Annotated in this window: 22 protein-coding genes and 25 tRNA genes; 40 read left to right on the plus strand and 7 right to left on the minus strand. The window is 71.3% G+C overall.

The features are described from left to right. Positions 1-5 precede the first annotated feature (5 nt). Genes AB0M82_RS32820 through AB0M82_RS32835 form a run of 4 tightly spaced genes read left to right on the plus strand, consistent with a single transcriptional unit; the run spans position 6 to position 4,592 of the window. Entirely contained in the window at positions 6-650 is a 645-nt protein-coding gene (locus AB0M82_RS32820) for an isochorismatase family protein (RefSeq protein WP_364730316.1), read from the plus strand. Then, entirely contained in the window at positions 647-2,509 is a 1,863-nt protein-coding gene (locus tag AB0M82_RS32825; RefSeq protein ID WP_364730318.1) for an anthranilate synthase family protein, read from the plus strand. Before AB0M82_RS32820 ends, AB0M82_RS32825 begins: the two co-directional genes overlap by 4 nt. After that, the gene (locus AB0M82_RS32830; RefSeq protein WP_364730321.1) at positions 2,506-3,078 is read left to right on the plus strand and encodes a flavin reductase family protein; all 573 of its coding nucleotides are present in this window, start codon (positions 2,506-2,508) and stop codon (positions 3,076-3,078) included. Before AB0M82_RS32825 ends, AB0M82_RS32830 begins: the two co-directional genes overlap by 4 nt. A gap of 20 nt (positions 3,079-3,098) precedes the next feature. Continuing rightward, the gene (locus AB0M82_RS32835) at positions 3,099-4,592 is read left to right on the plus strand and encodes a 4-hydroxyphenylacetate 3-hydroxylase N-terminal domain-containing protein (RefSeq protein WP_364730377.1); all 1,494 of its coding nucleotides are present in this window, start codon (positions 3,099-3,101) and stop codon (positions 4,590-4,592) included. A gap of 76 nt (positions 4,593-4,668) precedes the next feature. On the opposite strand, the gene AB0M82_RS32840 is transcribed toward AB0M82_RS32835, so the two are convergent. Further along, entirely contained in the window at positions 4,669-5,331 is a 663-nt protein-coding gene (locus tag AB0M82_RS32840) for an O-methyltransferase (RefSeq protein ID WP_364730324.1), read from the minus strand. 206 nt (positions 5,332-5,537) lie between these two features. Between AB0M82_RS32840 and AB0M82_RS32845 the strand changes: the two genes are divergently transcribed. The 5 genes from AB0M82_RS32845 to AB0M82_RS32865 are packed head-to-tail and all read left to right on the plus strand — an operon-like array spanning position 5,538 to position 10,476. Next, positions 5,538-6,041, plus strand: a complete 504-nt coding sequence (locus AB0M82_RS32845) for a VOC family protein (protein WP_364730327.1) — start codon at positions 5,538-5,540, stop codon at positions 6,039-6,041. Next, on the plus strand, positions 6,041-6,955 hold the full coding sequence (locus AB0M82_RS32850; RefSeq protein WP_364730329.1) for a hypothetical protein: 915 nt from the start codon (positions 6,041-6,043) through the stop codon (positions 6,953-6,955). The genes AB0M82_RS32845 and AB0M82_RS32850 overlap by 1 nt, the downstream gene beginning before the upstream one ends. A gap of 3 nt (positions 6,956-6,958) precedes the next feature. Further along, positions 6,959-7,822, plus strand: coding sequence for an LLM class flavin-dependent oxidoreductase (locus tag AB0M82_RS32855; RefSeq protein WP_364730332.1), 864 nt, complete (start codon positions 6,959-6,961; stop codon positions 7,820-7,822). Between the two features lie 10 nt (positions 7,823-7,832). Further along, positions 7,833-8,702 (plus strand): PhzF family phenazine biosynthesis protein, encoded by an 870-nt coding sequence (locus tag AB0M82_RS32860; RefSeq protein WP_364730335.1) that lies wholly within the window; start codon positions 7,833-7,835, stop codon positions 8,700-8,702. 1 nt (position 8,703) lies between these two features. Beyond that, positions 8,704-10,476, plus strand: coding sequence for a gamma-glutamyltransferase family protein (locus AB0M82_RS32865; RefSeq protein ID WP_364730338.1), 1,773 nt, complete (start codon positions 8,704-8,706; stop codon positions 10,474-10,476). A 3-nt stretch (positions 10,477-10,479) separates the two neighbouring features. On the opposite strand, the gene AB0M82_RS32870 is transcribed toward AB0M82_RS32865, so the two are convergent. Beyond that, positions 10,480-10,626: a hypothetical protein gene (locus tag AB0M82_RS32870; protein ID WP_364730341.1), complete on the minus strand. Its 147-nt coding sequence runs from the start codon at positions 10,624-10,626 to the stop codon at positions 10,480-10,482. A gap of 118 nt (positions 10,627-10,744) precedes the next feature. Then, on the minus strand, positions 10,745-11,095 hold the full coding sequence (locus AB0M82_RS32875; protein ID WP_364730344.1) for a hypothetical protein: 351 nt from the start codon (positions 11,093-11,095) through the stop codon (positions 10,745-10,747). Positions 11,096-11,486: 391 nt separating this feature from the next. Between AB0M82_RS32875 and AB0M82_RS32880 the strand changes: the two genes are divergently transcribed. The 26 genes from AB0M82_RS32880 (at position 11,487) to AB0M82_RS33005 (ending at position 14,372) form a co-directional block, all read left to right on the plus strand. Next, the gene (locus tag AB0M82_RS32880; RefSeq protein ID WP_364730347.1) at positions 11,487-11,627 is read left to right on the plus strand and encodes a hypothetical protein; all 141 of its coding nucleotides are present in this window, start codon (positions 11,487-11,489) and stop codon (positions 11,625-11,627) included. Between the two features lie 91 nt (positions 11,628-11,718). Further along, positions 11,719-11,787, plus strand: a tRNA-Trp gene (locus AB0M82_RS32885). Between the two features lie 148 nt (positions 11,788-11,935). Next, positions 11,936-12,021: transfer RNA gene (locus AB0M82_RS32890), tRNA-Tyr, on the plus strand. A 1-nt stretch (position 12,022) separates the two neighbouring features. Beyond that, positions 12,023-12,098, plus strand: a tRNA-Arg gene (locus tag AB0M82_RS32895). A 32-nt stretch (positions 12,099-12,130) separates the two neighbouring features. After that, positions 12,131-12,203: transfer RNA gene (locus AB0M82_RS32900), tRNA-Gly, on the plus strand. 29 nt (positions 12,204-12,232) lie between these two features. Then, positions 12,233-12,304: transfer RNA gene (locus tag AB0M82_RS32905), tRNA-Glu, on the plus strand. A gap of 14 nt (positions 12,305-12,318) precedes the next feature. Next, positions 12,319-12,392, plus strand: a tRNA-Arg gene (locus tag AB0M82_RS32910). A 37-nt stretch (positions 12,393-12,429) separates the two neighbouring features. Then, positions 12,430-12,503 (plus strand) — tRNA-Asp (locus AB0M82_RS32915). Between the two features lie 41 nt (positions 12,504-12,544). Further along, positions 12,545-12,621 (plus strand) — tRNA-Pro (locus tag AB0M82_RS32920). Between the two features lie 40 nt (positions 12,622-12,661). Next, positions 12,662-12,734, plus strand: a tRNA-Glu gene (locus AB0M82_RS32925). A 23-nt stretch (positions 12,735-12,757) separates the two neighbouring features. Beyond that, a tRNA-Phe gene (locus tag AB0M82_RS32930) sits at positions 12,758-12,832 on the plus strand. Between the two features lie 34 nt (positions 12,833-12,866). Then, positions 12,867-12,940 (plus strand) — tRNA-Leu (locus AB0M82_RS32935). A gap of 13 nt (positions 12,941-12,953) precedes the next feature. After that, positions 12,954-13,026, plus strand: a tRNA-Thr gene (locus AB0M82_RS32940). Between the two features lie 41 nt (positions 13,027-13,067). Further along, positions 13,068-13,143, plus strand: a tRNA-Leu gene (locus AB0M82_RS32945). 3 nt (positions 13,144-13,146) lie between these two features. Further along, positions 13,147-13,218, plus strand: a tRNA-Gln gene (locus AB0M82_RS32950). Between the two features lie 18 nt (positions 13,219-13,236). After that, positions 13,237-13,309: transfer RNA gene (locus AB0M82_RS32955), tRNA-Gln, on the plus strand. Positions 13,310-13,313: 4 nt separating this feature from the next. Continuing rightward, positions 13,314-13,400, plus strand: a tRNA-Leu gene (locus tag AB0M82_RS32960). Between the two features lie 6 nt (positions 13,401-13,406). Beyond that, positions 13,407-13,497: transfer RNA gene (locus AB0M82_RS32965), tRNA-Ser, on the plus strand. 10 nt (positions 13,498-13,507) lie between these two features. Continuing rightward, a tRNA-Ile gene (locus AB0M82_RS32970) sits at positions 13,508-13,582 on the plus strand. 30 nt (positions 13,583-13,612) lie between these two features. Next, a tRNA-Ser gene (locus AB0M82_RS32975) sits at positions 13,613-13,705 on the plus strand. Between the two features lie 27 nt (positions 13,706-13,732). Further along, a tRNA-Lys gene (locus tag AB0M82_RS32980) sits at positions 13,733-13,807 on the plus strand. 5 nt (positions 13,808-13,812) lie between these two features. Then, positions 13,813-13,887, plus strand: a tRNA-Arg gene (locus AB0M82_RS32985). 10 nt (positions 13,888-13,897) lie between these two features. Then, positions 13,898-13,970 (plus strand) — tRNA-Asn (locus tag AB0M82_RS32990). Positions 13,971-14,121: 151 nt separating this feature from the next. Then, positions 14,122-14,193 (plus strand) — tRNA-Val (locus tag AB0M82_RS32995). A gap of 28 nt (positions 14,194-14,221) precedes the next feature. Then, a tRNA-Val gene (locus tag AB0M82_RS33000) sits at positions 14,222-14,293 on the plus strand. A 2-nt stretch (positions 14,294-14,295) separates the two neighbouring features. Further along, positions 14,296-14,372, plus strand: a tRNA-His gene (locus AB0M82_RS33005). 379 nt (positions 14,373-14,751) lie between these two features. Here the strand turns inward: AB0M82_RS33005 and AB0M82_RS33010 are convergent. Further along, positions 14,752-15,648, minus strand: a complete 897-nt coding sequence (locus AB0M82_RS33010) for a LysR substrate-binding domain-containing protein (protein ID WP_364730350.1) — start codon at positions 15,646-15,648, stop codon at positions 14,752-14,754. 82 nt (positions 15,649-15,730) lie between these two features. Between AB0M82_RS33010 and AB0M82_RS33015 the strand changes: the two genes are divergently transcribed. Both AB0M82_RS33015 and AB0M82_RS33020 read left to right on the plus strand, forming a co-directional pair. Beyond that, a complete protein-coding gene (locus tag AB0M82_RS33015) occupies positions 15,731-16,528 on the plus strand; it encodes an alpha/beta hydrolase (RefSeq protein ID WP_364730353.1) in 798 nt (265 codons plus the stop codon). 1 nt (position 16,529) lies between these two features. Then, positions 16,530-17,588 (plus strand): glycosyltransferase, encoded by a 1,059-nt coding sequence (locus AB0M82_RS33020; protein ID WP_364730356.1) that lies wholly within the window; start codon positions 16,530-16,532, stop codon positions 17,586-17,588. A 46-nt stretch (positions 17,589-17,634) separates the two neighbouring features. Here the strand turns inward: AB0M82_RS33020 and AB0M82_RS33025 are convergent, their stop codons facing one another. Then, the gene (locus AB0M82_RS33025) at positions 17,635-17,964 is read right to left on the minus strand and encodes a hypothetical protein (protein WP_364730359.1); all 330 of its coding nucleotides are present in this window, start codon (positions 17,962-17,964) and stop codon (positions 17,635-17,637) included. A gap of 324 nt (positions 17,965-18,288) precedes the next feature. On the opposite strand from AB0M82_RS33025, the gene AB0M82_RS33030 reads away from it, so the two are divergent. Together AB0M82_RS33030 and AB0M82_RS33035 are read left to right on the plus strand one after the other, a co-directional pair. Next, positions 18,289-21,066, plus strand: coding sequence for a BTAD domain-containing putative transcriptional regulator (locus tag AB0M82_RS33030; RefSeq protein ID WP_364730362.1), 2,778 nt, complete (start codon positions 18,289-18,291; stop codon positions 21,064-21,066). Positions 21,067-21,111: 45 nt separating this feature from the next. Then, entirely contained in the window at positions 21,112-22,446 is a 1,335-nt protein-coding gene (locus AB0M82_RS33035) for an FAD-binding oxidoreductase (RefSeq protein ID WP_364730365.1), read from the plus strand. A gap of 144 nt (positions 22,447-22,590) precedes the next feature. On the opposite strand, the gene AB0M82_RS33040 is transcribed toward AB0M82_RS33035, so the two are convergent. After that, positions 22,591-22,812 carry a hypothetical protein gene (locus AB0M82_RS33040; RefSeq protein WP_364730368.1) on the minus strand — a complete coding sequence of 74 codons (222 nt, stop codon included), beginning with the start codon at positions 22,810-22,812 and terminating at the stop codon, positions 22,591-22,593. Positions 22,813-22,918: 106 nt separating this feature from the next. Here AB0M82_RS33040 and AB0M82_RS33045 point away from each other — a divergent pair, with 106 nt between their 5' ends. Further along, a complete protein-coding gene (locus tag AB0M82_RS33045) occupies positions 22,919-23,068 on the plus strand; it encodes a hypothetical protein (protein ID WP_364730371.1) in 150 nt (49 codons plus the stop codon). Between the two features lie 172 nt (positions 23,069-23,240). On the opposite strand, the gene AB0M82_RS33050 is transcribed toward AB0M82_RS33045, so the two are convergent. Next, on the minus strand, positions 23,241-24,200 hold a 960-nt coding region (locus AB0M82_RS33050), incomplete at its 5' end, for a glycosyltransferase (protein ID WP_364730374.1).

Here is a 24,200-nt window from a genome sequence, read left to right on the forward strand (position 1 = left end):
GCCTGATGAGCGGCATCACGATCGAACCGTACGACCTGCCCACGACCGTCCCGGTCAGCACCGCGGGCTGGCGCGTCCACCCAGGCCGCGCGGCCCTGCTGATCCACGACATGCAACGCTACTTCGTCGGCTTCTACGCGCAAGACGGCGAACTGCGGCGCACGCTGGTCGGCAACATCGTCCGGTTGCGGGAAACCGCGGGCCGGCTGGGGATCCCGGTGTACTACACGGCCCAGCCCGGCTCGATGACACCCGAGGACCGCGGGCTGCTGCAGGACATCTGGGGTCCGGGCATGAGGGCCACGCCGGCCGACCGGCAGGTGATCGACGAGCTCACGCCGACGCCGTCGGACCTCGTGCTGACCAAGTGGCGCTACAGCGCGTTCCACCGCACCGACCTGCTCGACCGGCTGCGGGCGACCGGACGCGACCAGCTGATCGTCTGCGGGATCTACGCCCACGTCGGCTGCCTGGTCACCGCCGTCGAGGCGTTCACGCACGACATCGAGACGTTCTTCGTCGCGGACGCGGTCGCCGACTTCGGGCCGGACGAGCACCGGCTGGCCGTCGACTACGCGGCCCGCAACTGCGCGGTCGCCACGACGACAGCGGCGCTGGTCGGGCAGCTGGAAGGCGCGGTGGTCGCGTGAGCCGGCTGCCGATCCGCGCGGGGTCGCCGTACGCGATCCTGCACCGGCCCGGCAGCGGCCGCGGCGACCAGGTCGAGGTGGTCTCCGGCCCGGTCCGCACGGCCGAACGGCTGGCGGACCTGACGCTGGACGAGGGATCGTGGGAGGGCCGCGGCCGGCACACCAAGCTCGTCCTGCTCCCGTACCGGCAGCTCGCCGAGCGCGGCTACGACTGCCCGGACGACCAGGTCCCGCTGCAGGTGATGGACATCGAGTCGCAGGCGACGCTGACCGTCGCCGAGACCCTGGCCGCGCTGCCCGACCACGCCCCGCCGCTGGAGAACCGGGCGTTCGACCTCGGCGACGACGAGTACGCCCGCACGGTCGAGCGGATCCTCGCCGACGAGATCGGCGCCGGCGAGGGCGCGAACTTCGTGCTCTCCCGCAGCCTGCGCGGCCGGTTCCCGGGCTTCGACGACGACGTCGCGCGGGCGGTGTTCAAGCGCCTGCTCGGGGCGGAAGCCGGGGCGTACTGGACGTTCCTGGTCTTCACTGGCGAGCGCTACCTGCTGGGCAGCACGCCGGAGCAGCACGTCCGGCTGTTCGACCGCACGGTCACGATGAACCCGATCAGCGGCACCTACCGCTACCCGGAAGGCGGCGCCGACACCGACGGCCTCCTCGAGTTCCTCCACGACGAGAAGGAGGCCGACGAGCTCTGCATGGTCGTCGACGAGGAGCTCAAGATGATGGCCGAGTTGTGCGACCGCGGCATCCGGGTGTCCGGGCCGCGGCTGCGGCGCATGTCCCGGCTGGCCCACACCGAGTACTCCCTCGAAGGCGAGACCGGCAAGCCGCTGACCGAGGTGCTGCGGCACACGCTGCTCGCGCCGACCGTCACCGGCAGCCCGCTGGTCAACGCCTGCCGCGTGATCCGCCGGTACGAGCCGAAGGGGCGCGGCTACTACAGCGGCGTCATCGGGCTCGTCGGCAGCGACGACGACGGCCGCCGCTCGCTGGACTCGGCGATCCTCATCCGCACCGCGGACATCTCGCCGGGCGGCGACGTCCGGCTGGCGGCCGGGTCGACGATCGTGCGTGAGTCCGCACCACTGTCGGAAGCCGCCGAGACGACGGCGAAGGTGTCGGCCGTGCTGAAGTCTCTGTCCGGCGAGGCCCGCCAGTCCGCGACGCCCCCGCCGCCGACGTCGTCGGACGAGGTGCGCTCCGCGCTGAAGGCCCGCAACAGGGGCAAGTCGCGGTTCTGGCTCGACGGCACCCGGCCGGGCCGCGGCTCGCGGGTGCGCATCACGGTCGTCGACGCCGAAGACGCGTTCACCGCCATGCTGGCCTACCAGCTGAAGTCGGTGAACTGCGCCGTGACGGCCGTGCCGTGGGACACCGGCGAGCTGCCGGAGCACGACCTCGTGCTGCTCGGCCCCGGACCCGGCGATCCCAACGACGTCGAAGGCGCGAAAGTCGGGCGGCTGCGCGCGCTGGCCGCGGACCTGCTGCGCTCGGGCGGTCCGCTGGCCGGGGTCTGCCTGGGCCACCAGGTGCTCTGCGCGGAGCTGGGCCTGCCGATCCAGCGGCTCGCGCGGCCCAACCAGGGGCGCCAGGCGCACGTGACGATCGACGGCGAGCGCCGGGCCGTCGGGTTCTACAACAGCTTCGCCGCGCGCACCGCCGACGACCGCGTCGCAGTACCCGGCCGGGCACCCGCCGAGGTCGTCCGCGGCCTCGACGACCAGGTCATCGGCCTGCGCGGGCCGCGACTGGCCACCATCCAGTTCCACGCCGAGTCGTTCCTCACCGAGGACGGCCCGGCGATCCTGCGCGACGTCGTCGACCACGCCCTGACCGAAGGAGGAAACCGATGACCACGACCGCCCCGGCGTTCGACCGCGCTCGGCTGAGGGCCTTCCTCGGCCACTTCACCACCGGCGTCACCGTCGTGACCTACCGCCGCGGCGAACTGGTGCGCGGCGCGACCGTCAACGCGTTCACGTCCGTGTCGCTCGACCCGCCGCTCGTGCTCGTTTCGCTGGACCGGCGCAGCCGCTCGGTCAACCACCTCGGCGACGGCCCGTTCGTGGTGAACATCCTGGCCGAGGACCAGCGGGACGTCGCCCTGCACTTCGCGGGCAAGCCGATGGCCGACGACGCCGTGCCGTGGGCCGACCTCGACTCGCCGGTGCCGCGGCTGGCGGGCACGGTCGGGCACGTCGAGTGCACGCCGTGGCGCGCCTACGACGGCGGCGACCACGTACTGCACGTCGGCGAGGTCACCGGCCTCGACCTGGCCGGCGGGCGGCCGCTGCTGTTCTTCGGCGGCGAATTCCCGCGCCTGGCCGAAGAACCCGAAGCACCGCACTGGTCGTGGTCGCTGGACGACCCGATCGCGCCGCAGCCCTTCGCGGCGCCGCACCGATGGGAGGCAGGCAAGTGAGCGAGACGACGACCCGGCCGATGACCGGGGACGAATACCTGGAAAGCATCCGCGACGACCGCGAGATCTGGGCCTACGGCGAACGCGTCGACGACGTGACCAAGCACCCGGCGTTCCGCAACACCGCGAGGATGACCGCCCGGCTGTACGACGCCCTGCACGACCCGGACAAGAAGGACGTGCTGACGACGCCGACCGACACCGGCAGCGGCGGGTTCACGCACAAGTTCTTCCGCGCCCCGAAGTCCACACAGGACCTCCTGGGCGACCGGGACGCGATCGCCGAATGGGCCCGGATGAGCTACGGCTGGCTCGGCCGCAGCCCGGACTACAAGGCGAGCTTCCTCGCCACCCTGGGCGTCGACCCGGGCTACTACGGCGAGTTCGAGGGCAACGCACGGCGCTGGTACGCCGAGGCGCAGGAGAAGGTTCTGTTCTGGAACCACGCGATCATCAACCCGCCGGTCGACCGGCACAAGGCGGCCGACGACGTCGGGGACGTGTTCGTGCACGTCGAGGAGGAACGCGACGACGGCCTCGTCGTGAGCGGCGCCAAGGTCGTCGCGACCGGGTCCGCGCTGACGCACGGCAACTTCATCGCCCACTACGGGCTGCCGGTGAAGAAGCGCGAGTTCGCGCTGGTCGCGACGCTGCCGATGGACTCGCCGGGTCTGAAGCTGATCTGCCGGCCGTCGTACGCGCTGCAGGCCGACACGATGGGCAGCCCGTTCGACTACCCGCTGTCCAGCCGGCTGGACGAGAACGACACGATCTTCGTGCTCGACAAGGTGAAGATCCCGTGGGAGAACGTGTTCGTCTACGGCGACCAGGCCAAGGCGGCGACTTTCCTGTCCGCGTCGGGGTTCCTGAACCGCTCGACGTTCCACGGCGTGACGCGGCTGGCGGTCAAGCTGGACTTCCTGGCCGGGCTGCTGCTCAAGGGCGTCGACGTCACCGGCACCAAGGACTTCCGCGGCATCCAGACCCGCATCGGCGAGGTCCTGGCGTGGCGCAACATGTTCTGGGGGCTCAGCGACGCCATGGCGCTGAACCCGGACCCGTGGAAGGACGGCGCGCTGCTGCCGAAGCTCGACTACGGCATGGCCTACCGCTGGTTCATGACGATCGGCTACCCGCGGGTGCGCGAGATCATCCACCAGGACCTGGGCAGCGCGCTGATCTACCTCAACTCGCACGCGAGCGACTTCCAGAACCCGGAGCTGCGACCCTACCTGGACAAGTACGTGCGGGGTTCGGCGGGCTACGACGCCGTCGAGCGGGTCAAGCTGATGAAGCTGATCTGGGACTCCGTTGGCACCGAGTTCGCCGGCCGCAACGAGCTCTACGAGCGGAACTTCTCGGGCAACCACGAGAACGTCCGGATCGAGATGCTCACCGCGCAGCAGATGTCCGGGCAGGTGGACGGCTACAAGGGGTTCGCCGAGCAGTGCCTGGCCGAGTACGACCTCGACGGCTGGACCGCCCCGGACCTGATCAACCCCGATCGGCTCTGACGTGTGTCCCGAATGGACGGAGGGCCTCCCCGCGGTGCGGGAAGGCCCTCCGGTCTGGGCTATGTCAGTGCGGTTCTCAGCTCTCGACGAGCATCAGGCAGAACCCGTCGTGGCCGCGGCTGCCGACGGTCTGCACGGTCGTCGCGGTGACGCGCGGCTCGTCGGCCACCAGCTGGTTGAACCGGCGCACTCCCTGAACCGCCGGGTTGGGGCTGTCGGCCTCGACCACGAGCCCGTCGAGCACCACGTTGTCCACGACGATCACGCTGCCAGGGCGGGTCAGCTTCAAGGCCCAGCCGAAGTACTCCGGGATGTTCGCCTTGTCGGCGTCGATGAACACGAAGTCGAACGGCTCGCCGCCGGCCAGCGCCGGCAGCGTGTCGAGGGCCTTGCCGACACGCAGGTCGACCACGTCGGACAGGCCCGCGTTGTCGATGTTCCGCCGCGCGACTTCGGCGAACGACGGTTCGGCCTCCAGGGTGGTCAGCGTGCCGCCCTCGGGCAGCGCGCGGGCCAGCCAGATCGCGCTGTAGCCGCCGAACGCGCCGACCTCGAGGATCCGGCGCGCGCCGTGCGTGCGGGCGAGCAGGTGGAGGAACTTGCCCTGGTTGGGTGCCACCGCGATCTCCGGCAGCCCGGCCTCGGCGCTCGCCTTGGCCGCGAGGTCCAGGGCGGCGTCGTGCTCCACCATCAGGGCCGAGGTGTAGGTGTCGATTTTCGTCCACTGGTCTTCGCTCATGTCTCCCGATCGTACTTGAGGATCGCGCCCGGCTTAAGGGATAATCGAAATTCTTTTGCCGCCAACTTGTTTCCCGGCGGCAACCAATGTAGGCTCGAGGGAGATCGGGCGGTTGATCGCACCGCCGCCCCCCGATGATCCATCAAGGCCACTCTCGAGGCGCCGTCTGGGAATGTGAACCGGCGCCGGAAGAAAGGATGGCGACCATGACCGAGAACGCCGTGGCGACCCTCGAGTCGCCGCGTCTCGCCCCGCTGCGCGCGGCCACGTTCCACCACCTGGGGATCCAGACCGCCGACCTGGACAACTGCGTTTCGTGGTACCAGGACTTCTTCGGCTGCAAGGAAAACTGGTCCCTGGAGGAGTTCTCCGAGCTGACCACGAGCCGGCTGCCCGGCATCGTCAAGCTCGTCGAGCTGCGGGCCGGCGGCACCCGATTCCACCTCTTCGAACGCGCCGGCGAGGGGGCTCAAGCACCCGATCCCGGCGACGCGCAGTTCCAGCACGTCTGCATGGAGGTCGGCTCGCCCGCCGAAATGCGCGCGTGGCAGCGCCACTGGATAAAGCTTTACGAGTCCGGTCGATATCATTTCGCCCGGAACGAACCGGCGACGGAGATCGTCACCGACGCCGACGGCGTGCAGAGTTTCTACGCGTTCGACGTGAACGGCCTGGAATACGAATTCACCTGGATTCCGGAGGCCGCGTGATGACCGTTCCCGTGCTCACCGGAGTCCCCGTGCGCGAGGGATGGGACTTCGGCGACTTTCCTTATGGTCTCGAACCGCTGACCATCCCCGACGCGGGCACCGAACCCGACGGCGACGGGCCGTGTTCCCGCTTCGCCGGCCTGTGCTCGCACCTTGAGCACCTCTCCCGCGAGGGCGCGCCGGGCGCGGTCGAGCCCGTCGAGTCGTCCGACCGGCTCTACTGGTTCCGCTGGATCACCGGCCACCAGGTGACGTTCGTGCTGTGGCAGCTGGTCGCCCGCGAACTGGCGCTGGCCGAACGCGGTGAGCGCGACCGCGAGGCCGCACTGGCCTCGGCGGCCCTGTTCACCCGCGGCTTCAGCGCGATGCTGCTCTACACCAGCTCGACGCCGATCGACGTCTACCACGAGGTCATCCGCCCGAGCATGTTCCTGCAGCACCGCGGGTTCAGCGGCACCTGGGCGCCGGACTTCGGCCCGGTCCGCGACCTCTACCGCGGCAAGGGCCTGCCGGACGACGACTCGCCCGGCGTCAAGGCACTGCGCGACGAAGTCGGCTTCTATCAACGGGTCCATGGCGGGATCGCGGCGAAGCTGGTGCCCAGCGGCCGGTCGCTGCTGCAGGACGCGTCCGGCGCCACCGAGACGCACCACCCGGACGTCCTCGGCGCGGTCTACGACAACTACTTCATGACACTGCGGGCGCCCACGTCGCTGCCCGACGTCGTCGCGCAGCTGCTGCGGCGGCTCAACGCCGTGGCGCTGGACGTGTCCGTCAACGGCGTCGACTCCGTGTCCGACGCCGAGGACCCGCCGGCGGAGCTGACCAGTCCCGAGGTCCGCTCCTGCGAGGCCGGGTTCGTCGGCCTGCTCGCCGACGTCGCCGCGTGCGCCGCCGGCTCGCCGGCGGACTGAGCCGTGCGCCACGGCATCGTCCTGCTGCCCGAGCAGCGCTGGTCCGCCGCGCGGGACCGCTGGCGCCGCGCCGAAGAGCTCGGGTTCGACCACGCCTGGACCTACGACCACCTGATGTGGCGCTGGCTGCGCGACGAAACCTGGTTCGGCTGCCTGCCGACGCTCACCGCGGCGGCCGGGGTGACGTCGAAGATGCGGCTCGGCTCGCTCGTCGCGACGCCGACGTTCCGCCACCCGGTGCCGTTCGCCAAGGAGCTGATGACGCTCGACGACATTTCCGGCGGCCGGCTGATCTGCGGCGTCGGGTCGGGGGCCGGGGGATACGACGAGAGCGTCTTCGGCGTCGTGCCTTCGGGTAGCCGCTCCGCGCGGTTCGCGGAGTTCCTCGAGCTGACGGAGCTGCTGCTGCGGCAGCCGCTCACGTCGTACGAAGGTCAGTACTATCGCTGTGAAGACGCGCGGATGGAGCCGGGGTGCGTGCAGCGGCCGCAGGTGCCGTTCGCGGTCGCGGCGACCGGCCCGAAGGCGATGGGCTTGGCCGCCCGGTACGGCGAAACGTGGCTGACCGCGGGCGCGCCGGGCCGGTTCGACGCCCGCCGCTGGGACCTGGTCGTCCCGGAGCTGAAGGACCAGCTCCGGACGTTCGAGGACGCGTGCGTCACGGCGGACCGGGATCCGGCGTCGGCCGGGAAACTGCTGGTGACCGGCGCGACCGTCGGGGGCGTGCTGGACTCCGCGCAGTCCTTCCGGGACGCCTCGGGCACGTTCGCCGACCTGGGCTTCACCGACCTGGTCGTGCACTGGCCCCGCGAATCCGAGCCCTACCAAGGGGATGAGCGCGTCCTCGACGAGCTGGACCTCTCCTGAAGGGAGCAGCATGCCCGCGTACGAGATCGTCAACATGTTCGCCGACCACGTCTACGCCGGCAGCGCGCTCGGCGTCGTCCCGAAGGCCGGCGACCTCGACACCGCGGGCATGCAGGCGCTGGCCCGCGAGATCAACCACACCGAGACGGCGTTCGTCCTGCCGCCCACCGGCACCGGCGCCCACTACCGCGTCCGGGTTTTCACGCCGGAAAAGGAGTCGCCGTTCGGCGGCCACTCCAGCGTCGGCACGGCGGTGACGCTCGCCCGGCTCGGCCTGGTGCCCGCCGGGCGGGTCGTGCAGGAGTGCGGGCCGAAGCGGCTGCCCCTGGACGTGACCGCCGAAGCGGGCAAGATCACCGCGAACGACCCCCTGGAGAGCGAACCGCTCGACCCGGGGACCCTGCTCGGCGCCGTCGGCCTGCCCGCCCCCGCAGCCGACGGCGCCCGCCCCGCCGCGTGCGGCTTCGGCCCCGCGTTCCACTTCCTGCCGGTGCGCCCGGACGCCGTCGCGGCCGCGGAACCGGACTTCGCGGCCATGGCCGCCGCCGGCCTCCCCGACGTGCTCGTGTTCAGCTGGGACCCGGTGACGAACACCGCGCACGGCCGCCTGTTCGCGCCCGGCTACGGGATGCCGGAGGACCCGGCGTGCTCGTCGGCCGCGCTCGGCCTCGGCGTCTGGCTCGTCGAGGCAGGGTGGCTCCCCGGCGACGGCGTGCACGACTTCACGCTGCGCCAAGGACGTGAGCAAGGGCGTCCGTCCACTTTGTCCTGCTCGGTCCGGGTCGCCGACGGCCGGCCGGTGTCGGCCTCGGTGTCCGGTGCCGTGTTGCCGGCCGGATCCGGCGAGCTGGCCGACCCGGACCGCGAGAAGGGAAGCTGACGTGCTCGACCGACCCGAACTGCTCGGCACCCGCGGGGCCGTGTCCTCCACGCACTGGCTGGCTTCGGCCGCCGGCACGGCGATGTTCGACCTCGGCGGCAACGCCTTCGACGCGGCCGTCGCGACGGCCCTGGTCATCCAGGTCGTCGAACCGCACCTCAACGGTCCGGGCGGTGACGTCCCGATCCTGGTCCACGACGGCGCGACCGGCGACGTCGAGGTCATCTGCGGCCAGGGCCCGATGCCGGAAGCGGCGACACCCCAGGCGTTCCGCGACCGCGGCGTCGACGCGATCCCCGGATCGGGACTGCTGCCGGCCGTCGTGCCCGGCGCGTTCGGCGCGTGGCTGCGGCTGCTGCGCGACCGCGGCCAGCTCGACCTCGGCACCGTGCTCGCCCCGGCGATCGCCTACGCCTCGGACGGGTTTCCGTTGCTGCCCAAGGCGGCGGACATGATCGAGGTGCTCGCGCCGCTGTTCCGCGAGGAATGGACGGCGTCCGGCGAGGTCTACCTGCCCGACGGACGGCCGCCGCGGCCCGGGTCCCGGCTGCGCAACCGGCCCCTGGCCGCGACCTACCGGCGGATCCTCGCGGAGTCCGAGGCCGCTCCGGGCGGACGCGAGAACCGGATCGACGCCGCCGTCGCCGTGTTCTACCAGGGGTTCGTCGCCGAGGCGATCGACAAGTACCTGGCCACGGCCGAGCCGCTGGACTCCACCGGCCGCCGCAACGGCGGCCTGCTCACCGGCCACGACCTGGCGTCCTGGCGGCCCACGATCGAGCAGGCGCTCACCGCGGACTACCGCGGCCACACCGTGCACAAGGCGGGCCCATGGTCGCAGGGCCCGGTGTTCCTGCAGCAGCTGGGCCTGCTGGAAGGCTTCGACCTGGCGGCGATGGACCACGGCGGCGCCGAGCACCTGCACACGGTCGTCGAATGCGCGAAGCTCGCCTTCGCCGACCGGGAGGCCTTCTACGGCGACCCGGCGCACACCGACGTCCCGCTGAATCGCCTGCTCGATCCGGAGTACGCCGCCGCCCGCCGCGAGCTGGTGGGGGAGCGGGCGTGCGGGTCGTTGCGCCCGGGCCTGGACGGCTGGTTCCCGGAGCCGCCGTTGCCCGCCCCGGCCGACCCGGACTGGCGCGCGCAGCTCGCCGACGGGATCCCGGCGGTGGTGAAGCTGACCGCGGCCAAGGGGGACACGTGCTGCATCAGCGCGTCGGACCGCGACGGCAACATGGTCGTCGCGACACCGAGCGGCGGCTGGCTGAAGAGCTCGCCGGTCATTCCCGGGCTCGGCTTCCCGCTCGGCACCCGCGGGCAGATGGCGCTGCTGACCGAGGGGCACCCGAACACGGTCGCGCCGGGCAAGCGCCCGCGGACCACGCTCAGCCCGACGTTGGTGACCAAGGACGGACGCCCGCACCTGGCGTTCGGCACCCCCGGCGGCGACCAGCAGGACCAGTGGACGCTGAACTTCTTCCTCAGCCACGTGGACGGCGGCCTGAGTCCGCAGGCGGCGATCGAGCAGCGGGCGTTCCACACCGACCAGGTCCCGTCGTCGTTCGCGCCGCGCTCGGCCCGCCCGAACCGCCTGGTCGTCGAGGCCGGGTGCCCGGCCGAGGTGGTCGAGCAGCTGCGCGAGCGAGGCCACGACGTCGTCCTGGCGGCGGAGAAGTCCCTGGGCAAGGTGTGCGCGACGGGCTTCGACGACGGGTTCGTCCTGGCGGCGGCGAGTCCCCGGGGTCAGCAAGCCTACGCCGTGGCCCGGTGAGCGCTACCACGGCACGGGCTTGCCGTGCCGGTCCAGGAACCGCAGGCCGGGTGTGCCCGCCTCGGCTTCGAGGACGTCGACGACCGACGGGCGCGTCGCGTAGCTGCGCATCAGCTGGTTGAGCGCGGCTTCGCCGGCCTTGTACAACATCCGCAGCACACCTTCCCCGTTACGCCGTTACATGATCCAGGGGGTGTCCCTATCACCGGGTCTGGTGGCATCGACCGGCCGCTGATAGGGACCCCCCGTTACCGTCTCGGGAGGGAAGTCACGGGCGGACGCGGTTCTGTTGGAAGTCGTAACACACCAAACCGTGCTCCTGTGCCAGTCCGGCGACGTGGGCAGACACTTCCCCCACCCTCTCATCGCCGTGCCTGATGTTAATGTGAAGCACCGGGCCGCTCGCGTCTCCGGTCCCGCCGGTGGCCCACGGAGAGTCCTCGGTGTCTTCGAGGTCCCCCCATCGCTGCACGAGAGCCTCGACGAAACGTGCGATCTTCGGAGTCGCCGGTACCTCGTCTTCCTCCAGGTAGCGCTCAGCGAGCTCCGCGAAAATCTCAATGGCTTCGTCGTCACCGTCCGGCCGCTGGCCTTCCCAGACCGCCAAGTCATAACTCATGGACAGATCATGGCACCCAGGACTGACATTCCATTTCCAGTCCCCCTCGCACATGCCTGCTCACCGAAGACGCACCACAAACACGTCACTGGTCTTGACGACCTGTGGTGACAGGGCACCTGCTCCCGGTTGACAAACCCATAGGGACACCCCCAGGCGAAGCGCCTCGCGGTAGCGGGAACAAGCCCGGCGCCGATCGGGAGGACTTGAAGCTCCCGGGGGATCTTTGAAGCGGGCCGATCAAACGGCCGGTGCGTCGATGGCCGGGAGGTGCACGTGGTCTCCTTGACGGCGGCGAACACCGAAACAAGGGATACTTTCGAATAATAGGATTGACCTCGAACGCCTGTCTGGGCGATGATGGATGCACGCCAGCAACGAAGGAGTGGTCATGACGAACATGTGGGAGCGAGGGACGCAGCGCCAGTATCTGGCCGCCGCGATCGCTGTCGCGTGCTCGTCGAGCGACCACCGGAAGCTCTTCTCCTGGCAGGAACAGGACCTTCTGAGCGGCGCAGGCTCCCCACCATGACATAGGACTCGTCATGTCAAGGGAGCCGCCCGTCGGGAAACCGATCCGGGCGGCTTTCGCTATTTCAGGCACCCAAAAACAATTCTCTCCTATCGGCGAGCTTCGGTAGCGCGGCGGTCTCCAAAACCGTTCGCAGGGGGTTCGACACCCTCCGCCGGTGCTTGACGCTGCCCTATTTCCTTTCGGGTGGCGCAGCTCTTTGACATCTACACAGCGGAGCAGACATTTCCCAATGCTCGTCACCGTCGCCTCACACGCGGCCAGGGCGAGCACCGGGTCCGGCCGTCCACAGACGGCCGGACTCACCCGGTGGAGACGGGGCAGCGGAGCCCCACCCGGCGGTAAACCGGACGCCCAAGCGGCACCGGGGGTTCGACTCCCTCCTCCACCACCACGCCCCCGTAGCTCGGCGGACAGAGCAGTGGCCTCCTGAGCCGACGCGCGCAGGTTCGAGTCCTGCTGGGGGCGCCAGCGCGCACGGCCACCACGGCCGGGCGCGTTCCGCGGCCGTGGTGAACTCGGCGGACACGTCGGTCTTCCAAACCGAAGCAGAGGGTTCGATGCCCTCCGGCCGCTCGCAACCCCGGCAGCGCAATGCCGGTCAAGGCCGATGGGACTGCTGGCTAGGTCACCGCCCTTTCAAGGCGAAGGACCGGGATCGATACCCGGATCGGCTACGCACCAAGAATTCGCCCCGGTAGCTCAGCTGGACAGAGCGCCGCGCTACGAACGCGGAGGTGCCAGGTTCAAGTCCTGGTAGGGGTACTGGCCGGCGTGCGCTACGGGCACGCCGGCCCCAGATGCTCACGTGGCCCAGCGGCAAGGGCACCGCACTGTCCATGCGGCGATTCGCGGGTTCGAGTCCCGTCGTGAGCGCTTCGATCAGCACGACGGCCACGGCCCTCGTGCGACCGCACCGGGTGCGAGGGGCACTGGCGACCCCACCTGATTTGGGATCAGGAGTCACCGCGTTCGACTCGCGGGCATCCGACCACGGCCCACCGAGCGGCTCGCCCGCTCGACGTCGGCCGAAAGGCGCGTTGGTCCAGATGGCACGGATCCCCGGTTCTCGCCCGGGAGACACGGGTTCGAGTCCCGTACGCGCTACGCGAGGAGTCCCGGCTCGCCAAGGCTCTTTAGCTCAGCAGGCAGAGCACCGGACTGAAGACCCGGGTGTCAGGGTTCGAGTCCCTGGGGAGCCACCACGCACGATCTCGACGGTGCCGGGCGCACCGTCTCGCGGCTCTAGCCCAACCGGCAGAGGCACCTGGCCGAGGACCAGTCCAGTCGGGGTTCGACTCCTCGGAGCCGCACGTTCACCACCACGCCTCTTCAGCCCAGCAGGGCAGAGCACCCGTCTCGTAAGCGGGAGGACCGGGTTCGAGTCCCGGAAGAGGCTCGTGGTCGTATCCGGTCGCCGTCGCGGCCGGGTGCGACGACGCCCCTGTAGCCCAACGGCAGAGGCAACGCGCTCAGAACGCGTCCAGTCCAGGTTCGAATCCTGGTAGGGGCACCACATTCCCGGTTGGTGTAATCGGCAGCACGACGGACTTTGGATCCGCCAGCCCAGGTTCGATCCCTGGACCGGGAGCCGACGACACAAACCTGATGCCCGTTGGTCCAGCTGGCACGGACACCGCGCTCTGACCGCGGAGACCGAGGTTCGAATCCTCGACGGGCAGCAGCGCCCCTGTGGCGAAACGGCAGACGCACGCGGCTCAAACCCGCGCGCCCGCGTCGGCGGGCATGCGGGTTCGACTCCTGCCGGGGGCACATTTTGGAGGGCTGGCCGAGCCAGGCAAGGCACCGGGTTGCTACCCCGTGGTCCGGGGCCGAGGTCCCGGCGCGCGTTCGAATCGCGCGCCCTCCGCGCACGAGAACGAGGTGGAGCATGGCGGTCTGTGCAGCGCTCTGATGAAGCGACGGATCAGGTTCGACTCCTGGCACCTCGACCACCACGACAACAGGAAACCGTTGCCGTGTAAGGAGGATTGGCCGAGCCCGGAAAGGCAGCCGTCTCGAAAACGGTGGTCGGCGTGATGAGCGTCGCGCAGGTTCAAATCCTGCATCCTCCGCCACGTCGCCCGCACTGCGGCGGTGACCTGGGGCCGTTAGCTCAACTTGCGCAGAGCAGCCGGCTTTTACCCGGCGGGTTCGGGGTTCGAATCCCTGGCGGCCCACCCGCGCCCCTGTGGTCCAGCGGATACGACTCCGGCGTCCGAAGCCGGGAACGCAGGTTCGACTCCTGCTGGGGGCACCACCACGTTCATTCCCTCGAGGCGCAACGGGCTGCGCACCCGACTGTTAATCGGGAGGCACCAGGTTCGAGTCCTGGCGGGGGAGCTGCGTCGCGCCCGGCGTCCCTTGTGGAGCCAGGGACGACGCGCGGTCGAGGGGGACGCGCGCGGAGCGCAGACGATCCTTGCAAGATCGTCGTGGTGGGTTCGACACCCACGTCTTCCACCAGCACCGCTCGGGCCTCGGCCCGGACCCTGCGCGTGCAGCTCAGCGGAAGAGCACCCCGCCGACACCCGGGAGGTGCCGAGGTTCGTCCCTGGCATGCGCACCCACGCCACCGCGGCTCGCGGCGGCGACGTCCTGTAGCTCAGCGGGAGAGCAGCCCGTTCACACCGGGCCGGTCCCAGGTTCGACTCCTGGTGGGACGACTGTGGCCGATGCCGAAGGAGACGAGGCCCCGGGCTGTGACCCCGGGCGAAGCCGGTGCGAGTCCGGCCGGCCACCCCACCTACCCGCCGGGAAACCCGGCGGCAGCGCGCGCGGTTCGGCAACCAGCGGGGCCTCATAAGCCCCGCCCACGTGGATCGACACCACGGCGCGCGACCCCGGCCCGGCGTTCCCGCCGGAGCCGCTCGACCCACTTCACGACGGTTCGTGGCGCGGCCTGCAAAGCCGTGATGAACACCGGGTTCGACTCCCGGGTGGGTCTCCGCCGATGTCCCGCTCCGCTGTGCAGATCCCGACGTGCCGCCGCTCGACGGCGGCCGCGCGCAGCCGGCTCGAACACAGGTGCGATAGCGATCCTGATCCTGATCCTGGCAGATCGCCCGGTCAACTCGGGACGTCGCGTCGGTCACAAAGGACGGACGCGGCACGTGACCGCCGGTCACCGGACGGGTCGCGGCAGCAACCGGAGCACTTCGGCGCGTGCTCCGGTCATGCGTTCGGGGCACCAGGCGGCGGTGACGGTGACCTCGAGATGGGTGTCGGCGAGGGGACGCCACACCACGTCGGGATTGCCGAAGGTGCGCACCTCGCCGGCGAGCTTGAGGGAGACGGCCCCGCCGGTGGCGACGAGCCGCATCGAGGCGTCGACGGCGCCGCTGTGTGCCTCGTGCAGCACACCCGGGCCGGTGTAACCGGCGGCACGGAGCACGGCGAACATCGCGTCGTGGGCCGCCGGGTCCGCGGAACGCGCGAAACCGGCCAGTGGCTGGCCGTCGAGCTGCGCCGCGGTGATCGTCTCGAGTGCCGCGAGCGGGTGCGACCGGGGCAGGGCGACACCGATCGCCTCTCTGGCGACGACCCGGCAGGCGATCCGGCGCCCGCGCCGGACCGGCTCGCGCACCAGGACGAGGTCCAGCCCCGTGTCGAACAGGTCGGCGACCTCCGGCTGCGCCGGCAGCGGGTGCACGCTGACCGCGAGCTCGGGATGCTCGCCGCGGATGCGGGCGACGAGCCGCGGCACGAGGTCCGGCGGGAGCGCGGCCGCCACCCCGATGTGCAGGTGCCCGGCTTCGTCCTCGCGGTAGCGAACCATGGCCCCCATCGCGTCGTCCAGCCGCGCCAGCACCGCCCGTGACTCGTCCAGGAACAACGCGCCGGCCTCCGTGAGCCGGACCCGCCGGCCGGAGCGGTCGAGCAGCACCAGGCCGAGCTGCTTCTCGATCGCCTTGACGGTCTGGCTCACCGCGGGCTGGGCGATATGGAGCCGCACGGCCGCACGGCCGAAGTGCAGCTCCTCGGCGACCGCCACATAGCAGCGCAGCTGCCGGACATCCACCCGACGAATGATAAGCGCAGGTTATCGATCGAGAAAGTCCTGGTCATGGACTTGCCCGGGCGCGGGTGGTGCACTCGATGCCATGACCACGACATTGCCAAGCGCGAACAGCCAGCTGTATTGGGAGATCAAAGGGACCGGCCCCGCCGTCCTGCTGATCGCCGGCACACCCGGTGACAGCGGTCAGTTCGACCGCGTCGCCGCCGAGCTCGCACCACATCGGACGGTGATCACCTACGACCGTCGCGGCACGTCCCGCAGTCCGTCCATTCCGGACTGGCACGCGACCTCCGTCGCCGAACAGGCCGGCGACGCGGCCGCCGTCCTCGCCGCGGCCGGTGCCGGGCCGGCCCTCGTCTACGGCACCAGCAACGGGGCCGCCGTCGCTCTCGAGCTGGCCCTGCGCAGGCCCGGCCAGGTTCGGGGCACGATCCTGCACGAGCTGCCGCTGCTGTCGGCCCTCGCCGATCCGGCACCGGTCGGCGCAATGATCGGCTCGGTGATCGAGGCCGGCATGACCACCGGCGGGCCGCCCGCGGCGCTCGACGGGTTCCTGCGGTTCGCGTTCGGCGACGAGGTCGTCGACGGGTGGAGCCCGCAGCTGAGGGACCGGATGGTCGGCAACGCCGACCTGGTGTTCGGCGTCGAGCTGCCCGCGTTCCAGGCCTACCGCCCCGACGAAACCGCGCTGCGAGCCACCCGGGTGCCGGTCCACGTCGTCGTCGGTGCGCAGCAGGCGGCGCCGTTCTTCGGCGAGGCCGCGGCCTGGCTGGCCGACCGGCTCGGCACGGCCGTGCGGACCTGGCCGGGAGCGCACGGCCCGCAGTTCACCTGCCCGGCGGACCTGGCCGCCGCGATCACCGCGCTGGATCCCGCCTGACGTGCGGGTCCTCGCCACGACCGTCCCCGGCTGGGGTCACCTCGTGCCGATGCTGGGCGTGCTGCGCGCCCTGCTCGCCGCCGGCCACGACGTGACCGTCGCGACCCACCCGGAGCTCCATCCCACGCTCGCGTCGCTCGGCATCCCGGCGGTGCCGGCCGGCCTCGGCGAGGCGGAGCTGCTCGCCGAACGGCTGCGGCGGTGGCCCGAGACGGCGACCCGGCCACCCAGTGGCTGGGCACCGCGGATGTTCGCCGAGATCGCCGCCCCGGCCATGGCGTCCGACCTGCACCGGATGATCACCTGGACACCCGACCTCGTCCTGTCCGAGAAAGGCGAACACGGCGGCGCCCGCTTCGCGGCCGGCCGCGAGCTGCCGTTCGTCAGCCACGGCTGGGGCAGCCCGCTGTCTTCGGTGCCGGCCGGCAACCGAGCCATCGCCCACCTCGACCCCTGCCCCCGATCGCTCAACCCGTCCGGGTGGACCGGGCCGCCCCGGTGGCCGGTCCGGCTCACCACCCCGCGCCTGACCCCGGCCGATCCGCACACCATGGCCTGGGTCGGCGAGCGGAAACGTCCGCTCGCCTGCGTCAGCTTCGGCACGGTCCCGATGTACCGGGACGTGACACCACCGGACGAACTGCTCGACGCGCTCCTGGCCACCGGCGTCGACGCGCTGTGCACCGACCCGCGACACCCGGCGGCACCCGACGACCGGATCCGCATCGAGCGGTTCGTGTCCCTTCCCGACGTCCTGCCCGCCTGTGCGCTCGTCGTCTGCCACGGCGGAGCGGGCACCACCCTCGCCGCCCTGGTCCACGCCGTACCGGTCGTCGTGCTGCCCCGCGGCGCCCCCAGCCAGGCCCGGATGGCCGGTGCCTGCGCCGCCCGCGGGGTCGCGGCCGTCGTCGATGACGACCACCCGGACCTGCGGTCCGTGATCCGTGCCGTGCTGACCGGTGACTACGCCCGGCACGCCGCCGACCTGGCACGCGAAATCGCCGCGGCCCCCGATCCGGCCCAGGTCGTCGAGACCCTCGAACATTCACTGGGCTTTTAGCGCGTGCCGACTCCGTTCGGGGAAGTCCTTTGGTCGTAGATACCTTCTACTGTCCATTGTGGATCAGCCCGGCGCTCGCCCGGAGCAGCAGCGCGAAGTCGTCTTCACCGCCTTTCAGCACCACCTGGATCCGCGCCGGTGCCCGTTCGCCACGGCGCGGGCAGCGACGGGTGCACCACCCAGGGCCCGGCCGAACCGAGGACCCGCAGGGCCGGTCCCCGGCCACGGGACGTCTCGGCTCGCCCCACGGGATCAGCCGGACGCGCTCGGCCGGGCCGCGGCCGCCGTCCAGCAACGGCGTGACGACCGCTTCCGGGCCCACCAGGCCCTGGATCCGCACGAGGGCCCGGGCGGCGCTCGGCGGCGTCGGCGTCACGGCCCATCGACCCGAGCCGCAGCTGCAGGGCCTGCCTGCCGACCACCTCTTCGGGGTCGGGGCGCAACCGGACGATCCCGGCGGTCGGCCGGTCCCGGGTGGTGAGCCAGTCTTCGGCGGGTCCGAGTCGGAGACAGATTCGGTCCCCTTTCGTCCCCGCTCTCGCCGGGAGAATTGGCGTAGGAGTGGCGATCGTGGTGATCGATCCCCGGATATCCGCGACCACGCGTGCCGTCGCAACCGTGGCGAGGGTGATCGTGGCGAAAGGTCCTTGACCTGGGGCGATGCCGCGCATCAGGCTGATGTGTGACCCCAGATGGGCCGGTGTCCTTCCGCCTGCTGGGCCCGGTGACCGCGCTGGACGGCACCGGTGCCCCGCTGATGCTCGGGGGTCCGCGCAGGCGTGCGGTATTGGCGGCTCTGCTGCTGGAGCGCGGACGGAGTCTGCCGGTGGACGGGCTGGTGGAGTTGCTGTGGCCGGGTCCCGCACCGTCGTCCGCCGCCACGATGGTGCACGGAGCGGTCGCGGCCCTGCGGCGAACCCTTGAACTCGGTGGAGGGCCACGGGTGCTGATCACCCGCGACGGCGGCTACACCGTCGAGGTTCCCGCCGAGCAAGTGGACGTGACGCGCTTCGAGAAGGCCCTGGCGGAAGGACGGCGCGATCTCGCGCTGATGCCGGGGAAGGCCGCTCGACTGCTCGCGGAGGCGCTCACCGAATGGCGTGGTCCGGCGCTCGCCGGCGTGGAGGAGGCGTTCGCGCGGGCAGCCGCCCAGCGTCTGGACGAGCTGCACATCGAGGCACGAGCGCTGCTCGCCGACGCCGAGCTGCGACTGGGACACCACCGGCTGATCGTGGCCGAACTGGAGACGCTCGCCGCGGAGCATCCGTTACGGGAGGACGTGTGCGCACTTCTGATGCTCGCGCTGTACCGCTGTGGGCGGCAGGCTGAGGCGCTGACGGCGTACCGGCGGCTACGGACAGTGCTGGCTGACGAACTGGGGGTGGAACCCGAAAAGCGGCTGAGTGATCTCCACCTGGCGGTCCTGCGCCACGATCCGGCGTTGAACCCGGCGCCGGCAGGCATCGCCCTGGTGCCGGCGCCGCTCGGCTCCTTCGTGGGTCGGGCCGGCGACCTCGACCGCATCGGCGCGCTGCTGCGGGCCCACCGGCTTGTGACACTGACCGGTCCAGGCGGGGTCGGGAAGACACGGCTCGCCGTCGAGATCGCTCGCCGGCAGGCGGACGCCGAGGCCGTGGCCGTCGATCTCGCGCCGCTCGCCGACGCCACACTGCTGCCGGGGTTGATCGCCGAAGCCCTGGGCGTGCGCGCCGAACCCGGACAGCCGCTGATCCGGACCGTCGCGGCGGCACTCGCAGCGCGGCCGACCCTGCTTGTACTGGACAATTGCGAGCACCTCGTTGCCGAGAGCGCGAGGCTCGCGCAGCTCGTGCTGGCCGCGGCGGCCCCACTGCGTGTCCTGGCGACCAGCCGCGAGCCCCTCGGCGTGCCCGGCGAGCATGTCCACCCGGTGCGTCCGCTCAGCGCCCCGTCGGAGAGCGACACCGCCGAGCAAGCCGCGACGAGCGCGGCGGTGCGCCTGTTCGGTGATCGCGCGGGGGCCGCCGGCTCCGGGTTCGCCGTCACCGCCGCCAACGTGGAGCTCATCAGCGAGCTGTGCCGCCGACTCGACGGCTTGCCGCTGGCGATCGAACTGGCCGCCGCCCGCGCGGCGACGCTCCCGCTGGCAAAGCTCCTCGACCACCTCGACGAACCCTTCGCGCTCTTGGAGTCCGTGACTCGCGCCGCCGACCCGCGGCACCGGAGCCTGGCCGCCACGCTGGCGTGGGGACACGCCCTGCTCGGAGACGCCGAGCAGGCACTGTTCGCCCGGTTGGCCGTCTTCCCGGGGCGCTTCGACCTCGCCGCGGCCGACGCGGTCGGTGGTGGCTCCGCCGGAGCCGAGCTGCCGCTCGCGCGTCTCGTGTCGTCCTCGCTGGTCCAGCCCGACGAGCAAGCCGATGGCGGCATGCGATACCGGCTGCTGGAGACCGTGCGGGCCTACGCGGCTGCCCAGCTCGACGCGCGCACCCGGAACGAGGTCGCCGAGCAGCACGCTGCCCACTACCTGGCGGTGGCCGAAGAGGCGCGACGGCGGCTGTTCGCGCCGCGCTCGGGCCCGTGGCTCGAGCGCCTGCACACCGAACGCGACAACCTGCGGGCCGCCCTGGCGTGGTTCTTCGCCCACGATCCGCAACGCGGTGTGCGCCTGGTCAACTGCCTGTGGCACTACTGGGATCTCCGGGGTGCGCGGGACGAAGGCCTGTACTGGATCCAGCAGGCACTCACGGCGGTCGGCCCAGGCCCGGCGAGCCAGCGCCTGCCGCTGCTGTCCGCGGCCTCCCTGCTGCACCTGGGCCGTGCCGACCTTGCCGACACCGAACGGCTGGCAGGCGAGCAGCTCGCTCTCGGCCGGGTACACGACGAACCGTCCTGGACGGGTGACGCTTTGGCCCTCCTGGCCACGGTCGACTGGGCCCGCGGCCGCTACGACCGCGCCCAGCGCCGGTACGAGGACGGCGTGAGCCTGTCCCTGGCCGGAGGCGACATCTGGGGCGCCGCCCTCGCCGAGGCCCAGCTCGCCCGGCTGCACCGCGACCGCCGCGAACCCGACGCGGCACGCGCGACAGCGCTTCGGGCACTGGCGCACGCGGAGGAGATCGGTGAGAGCACCGCGCGTGGCCTCGCGCGGGACGTGCTGGCCTCGATCGAGCACCGGTGGGGCGACGCCGAGCAGGCCGCCCGGCTCACCGACGAAGCACTCGCGCTGTACCGCGAAGTGAACTACGCCGAGGGCGAAGCCTCGGCCCTGCGCTCGGCCGCGAGGATCGCGCTCGGCTCGGCGCGGACCGCCGACGCCCGGGCCGCTTTGCAGGCCGCGCTCGCGGTCTGCCGGCGCATCGGACATCGCGCGGGAACAGCCGAGGCACTCGAAGGGCTCGCCGAGATCACCGACAGCCCGGACCAGGCCGCGGCGCTCGACGCCGAGGCGGCCCGGCTGCGGGACGAGACGGGTATCCCACGGTTAGCCGGTGATTAGCCCTCGGCGCGAGACTGCGCTTCCGAACCCGATCAGGAGGCTGCCATGACCGCGCTCACGGACATCAGCGTACCCACCCTCCGTCCCGGCGATCCCGGTTACGACGACGCCCGGGCGGTGTTCAACGCCATGATCGACCGCCGGCCGCTGGCGATCCTGCGCTGCCGCGACGCACACGACGTCGCCGCGGGCATCCGCCACGCCCGCACACACGACCTGCCACTGGCCGTGCGCAGTGGTGGCCACGGCGTGGCCGGCAACGCCGTCTGCGACGGCGGGATCGTGCTCGACCTCTCCGGCATGAAGACGGTGACGGTCGACCCCGGGCAGCGGATCGCGCGTGCCGGGGCCGGGCTGCTGCTCGGCGACCTCGACGCCGCGACGCAACGCCACGGCCTCGCGACGCCGCTGGGTGTCATGTCGGGAACCGGCATCGCCGGGCTCACCCTCGGCGGCGGCCTGGGCTGGCTCAACGGCCCACACGGCCTGGCCTGCGACAACCTGGTCGGCGCCGAGGTGGTGACCGCCGACGGCGACATCCTGGACGTCGGCCCCGACGCGCACGCCGACCTGCTCTGGGGGCTGCGCGGCGGTGGCGGCAACTTCGGTGTGGTGACCTCCTTCCGCTACCGCCTGCATCCGGTCGCGCAGGTCCTCGCCGGAGCGCTCACCTACCCCTGGCCGGTCGCGCGCGACGTCCTGCACGAACACCATCGCTTCATGGCCGCCGCACCCGACGAACTGACCAGCTCGGTCTCCCTGGGAGTCGACTCCGACGGCCGCCCGGGCATCACCGTCGTCCTCTGCTGGTCCGGCGATCCCGACGAGGGAGAACGCGCACTGCGGCCGCTGCGCGCGTTCGGCTCGCCCCGCGAGGACTCCATCGCGCCGGTCGCCTACCTCGACTGGCAGCGCCTGCCCGACGCCGGCTTCCCCCGTGGACGTCAGCACTACTGGAAATCCGGCTACCTGCGCCACCTCACCGACGCCGCCGTCGACGCCCTGCTCGCCGTCGTGCCGACCATCCCGACCCCCGAGACCGGAATCGGGCTGCAGGGACTGCGGGGTGCCGCCGCCCGGGTGCCCGCGGACGCCACCGCCTTCCCGCACCGAGCCCAGCAGTACGACCTGCTCATCTTGGCCCAGTGGGCCGATCCGGCCCGCACCGACGAGCTCGTGAGCTGGGCCCGGCGTGCGTTCGACGCCGTGGCACCCCACCTCGAAGACGCCGTCTACGTCAACAACCTCGGCAACGAAGGACCCGAACGCGTCAAATCGGCGTACGGCCCCAACCACGACCGCCTGGCCGCGCTCAAACGCGCCTACGACCCGGCCAATGTGTTCCGGCTCAATCACAACGTCGCGCCGCTTCTACCCTGATCCACCTGCACGTCCGACCACATACGGTTCGAGGTCATCCGGAAAACACCCGTGGTCCCGGCGGGGAGGGCGCGGTCGAGTAGAGCGCCCGGCGGACGGTGATCCTGGCCAGCGCGATGTCGAACTCGTCCACCGGCAACGCAGCTAAAAGCGCGCCTCCAGAGCGAAGTCCTGCCCGATCGTGCTGGCGCGCTGATCGATATGGCGGACGTCCTCCGCGCGGTCGGCCGCGGCGAGCCGGTCGTTGATGCCGGCCAAGCCGGAGATGTCGGCGATCTTCCGGACGGGGACGAACCAGCGGCGCCGGAACCGGCCGCCTTCGCCTTCGACCCCGCCCTTCTCGCGGGCGCCTTCTTTGCCTGGCATGCAATAGAAGCGTCAGCTGACCGGCGAGCGGCTCCAGGTCTTCGCGGGGCGGTCCGGCCATGAACTCACGCCCAGCTGGTTTCGGCGCTTCTGCAGGGAGGAACGCTTGTCGGAGTCGGACCGGCTCGGCAACGTTCTCGCCGGCGCCGGGGAGATGGGCCAGCGCCCCGGCGGCGGCGTCTCGCGCCGCGCCCTGCCGCATCAGGCTCTCGACGACCGGGCGGTGCCGGGCCCCGCCGGGACTGCCCAGCGGTGACGTGCTCCCCGGCTGATGGGGATCAGGCGGTCGCCAGGACCTTCAGCCGCGAGATGTCGGCGCTGAACTGGTCCTGGCCGATCGGCGAGGAGCTTGTGCTTTTGGTCGACATCGCCGGCGGCCAACCGGCCGGACGGCGCGTTCACCACTGGGCAGCGCGGATGAGGCGGGATCAGAGGTCGTAGAGGCGCTTCCAGTTCTCGCGCGAGGTCAGCTCGGGCATGGCGCGCTTGTACCGCTCCTGCACCGCGGCGCCTTCCTTACGCAGCCGCTGGATCACCCGGACGCCGCGTTTGGTCAGGTCCAATGTCTTGGTCCGGTCGTAGGAGCGGACGCGGACGCCTTCCTGGTTCGCGTCGGTGACGACCACGGTGTCGAACAGCGCGATGTGCCACCAGTGGGCTTCGTCCGCGGGGACGGCGCCGAGCCCGAACCGATGGCGGCCCCTGGCCTGGTCGAGGATCCGCTTGATCAGGACCATGACAGCCCGGCTGGGCGGTGGCGCGCTGTTGATGATGCCGATGTCGTTGGAGGCGATGCCGGGGACGTCGGTGGCCTTGTGGCGTTTGGTTTCGGGGTAGGCGTCGCGGATGCGGCGGATTTCCTGCATCGCTTCGACGCCGCCGTCACGCAGGATCTGCGGGCCTTCCAGGAAGTCCTCGACGGCTTTGATCAGTGTCGCCGACAGGCCGTACTGCATGCCGAGCAGGTAGCGCACCAGCTGGGCGAGCAGGACCCGGGAGAGGAGGTTGAGGTTGAACGGCGAGTGCAGCGCGGCGGTGATGATCGAGTTGCGGAGGTTGAAGTACCGGTGCCACTCGTCCCAGTCCTTCATGTGGAAGTCCGCGTGCCACACGCCCGCACCCGGCAGGGTGACGGTCGGGAAGCCGTGCGCGCGGGCGCGGTAGGAGTACTCCGCGTCGTCCCACTGGAAGAAGAACGGCAGCGGGTAGCCGGTGGCCTGCACGACCTCGTAGGGGATCAGGCAGGACCACCAGCCGTTGTAGCCGGCGTCCAGACGGCGTTCCTGGCGGTTGGGCTTGAGTGTTTCCTCGTCCACGCCGAGCAGGTCGGCCGTCGACAGCGAGTGCTCGACCGGCTGGCCGGGCTCGAGGGTGTTGAGCCGGGCGTA

This window comes from Amycolatopsis sp. NPDC051128, from assembly GCF_040682715.1.
In the GTDB taxonomy this organism is placed as follows: Bacteria; Actinomycetota; Actinomycetes; order Mycobacteriales; family Pseudonocardiaceae; genus Amycolatopsis.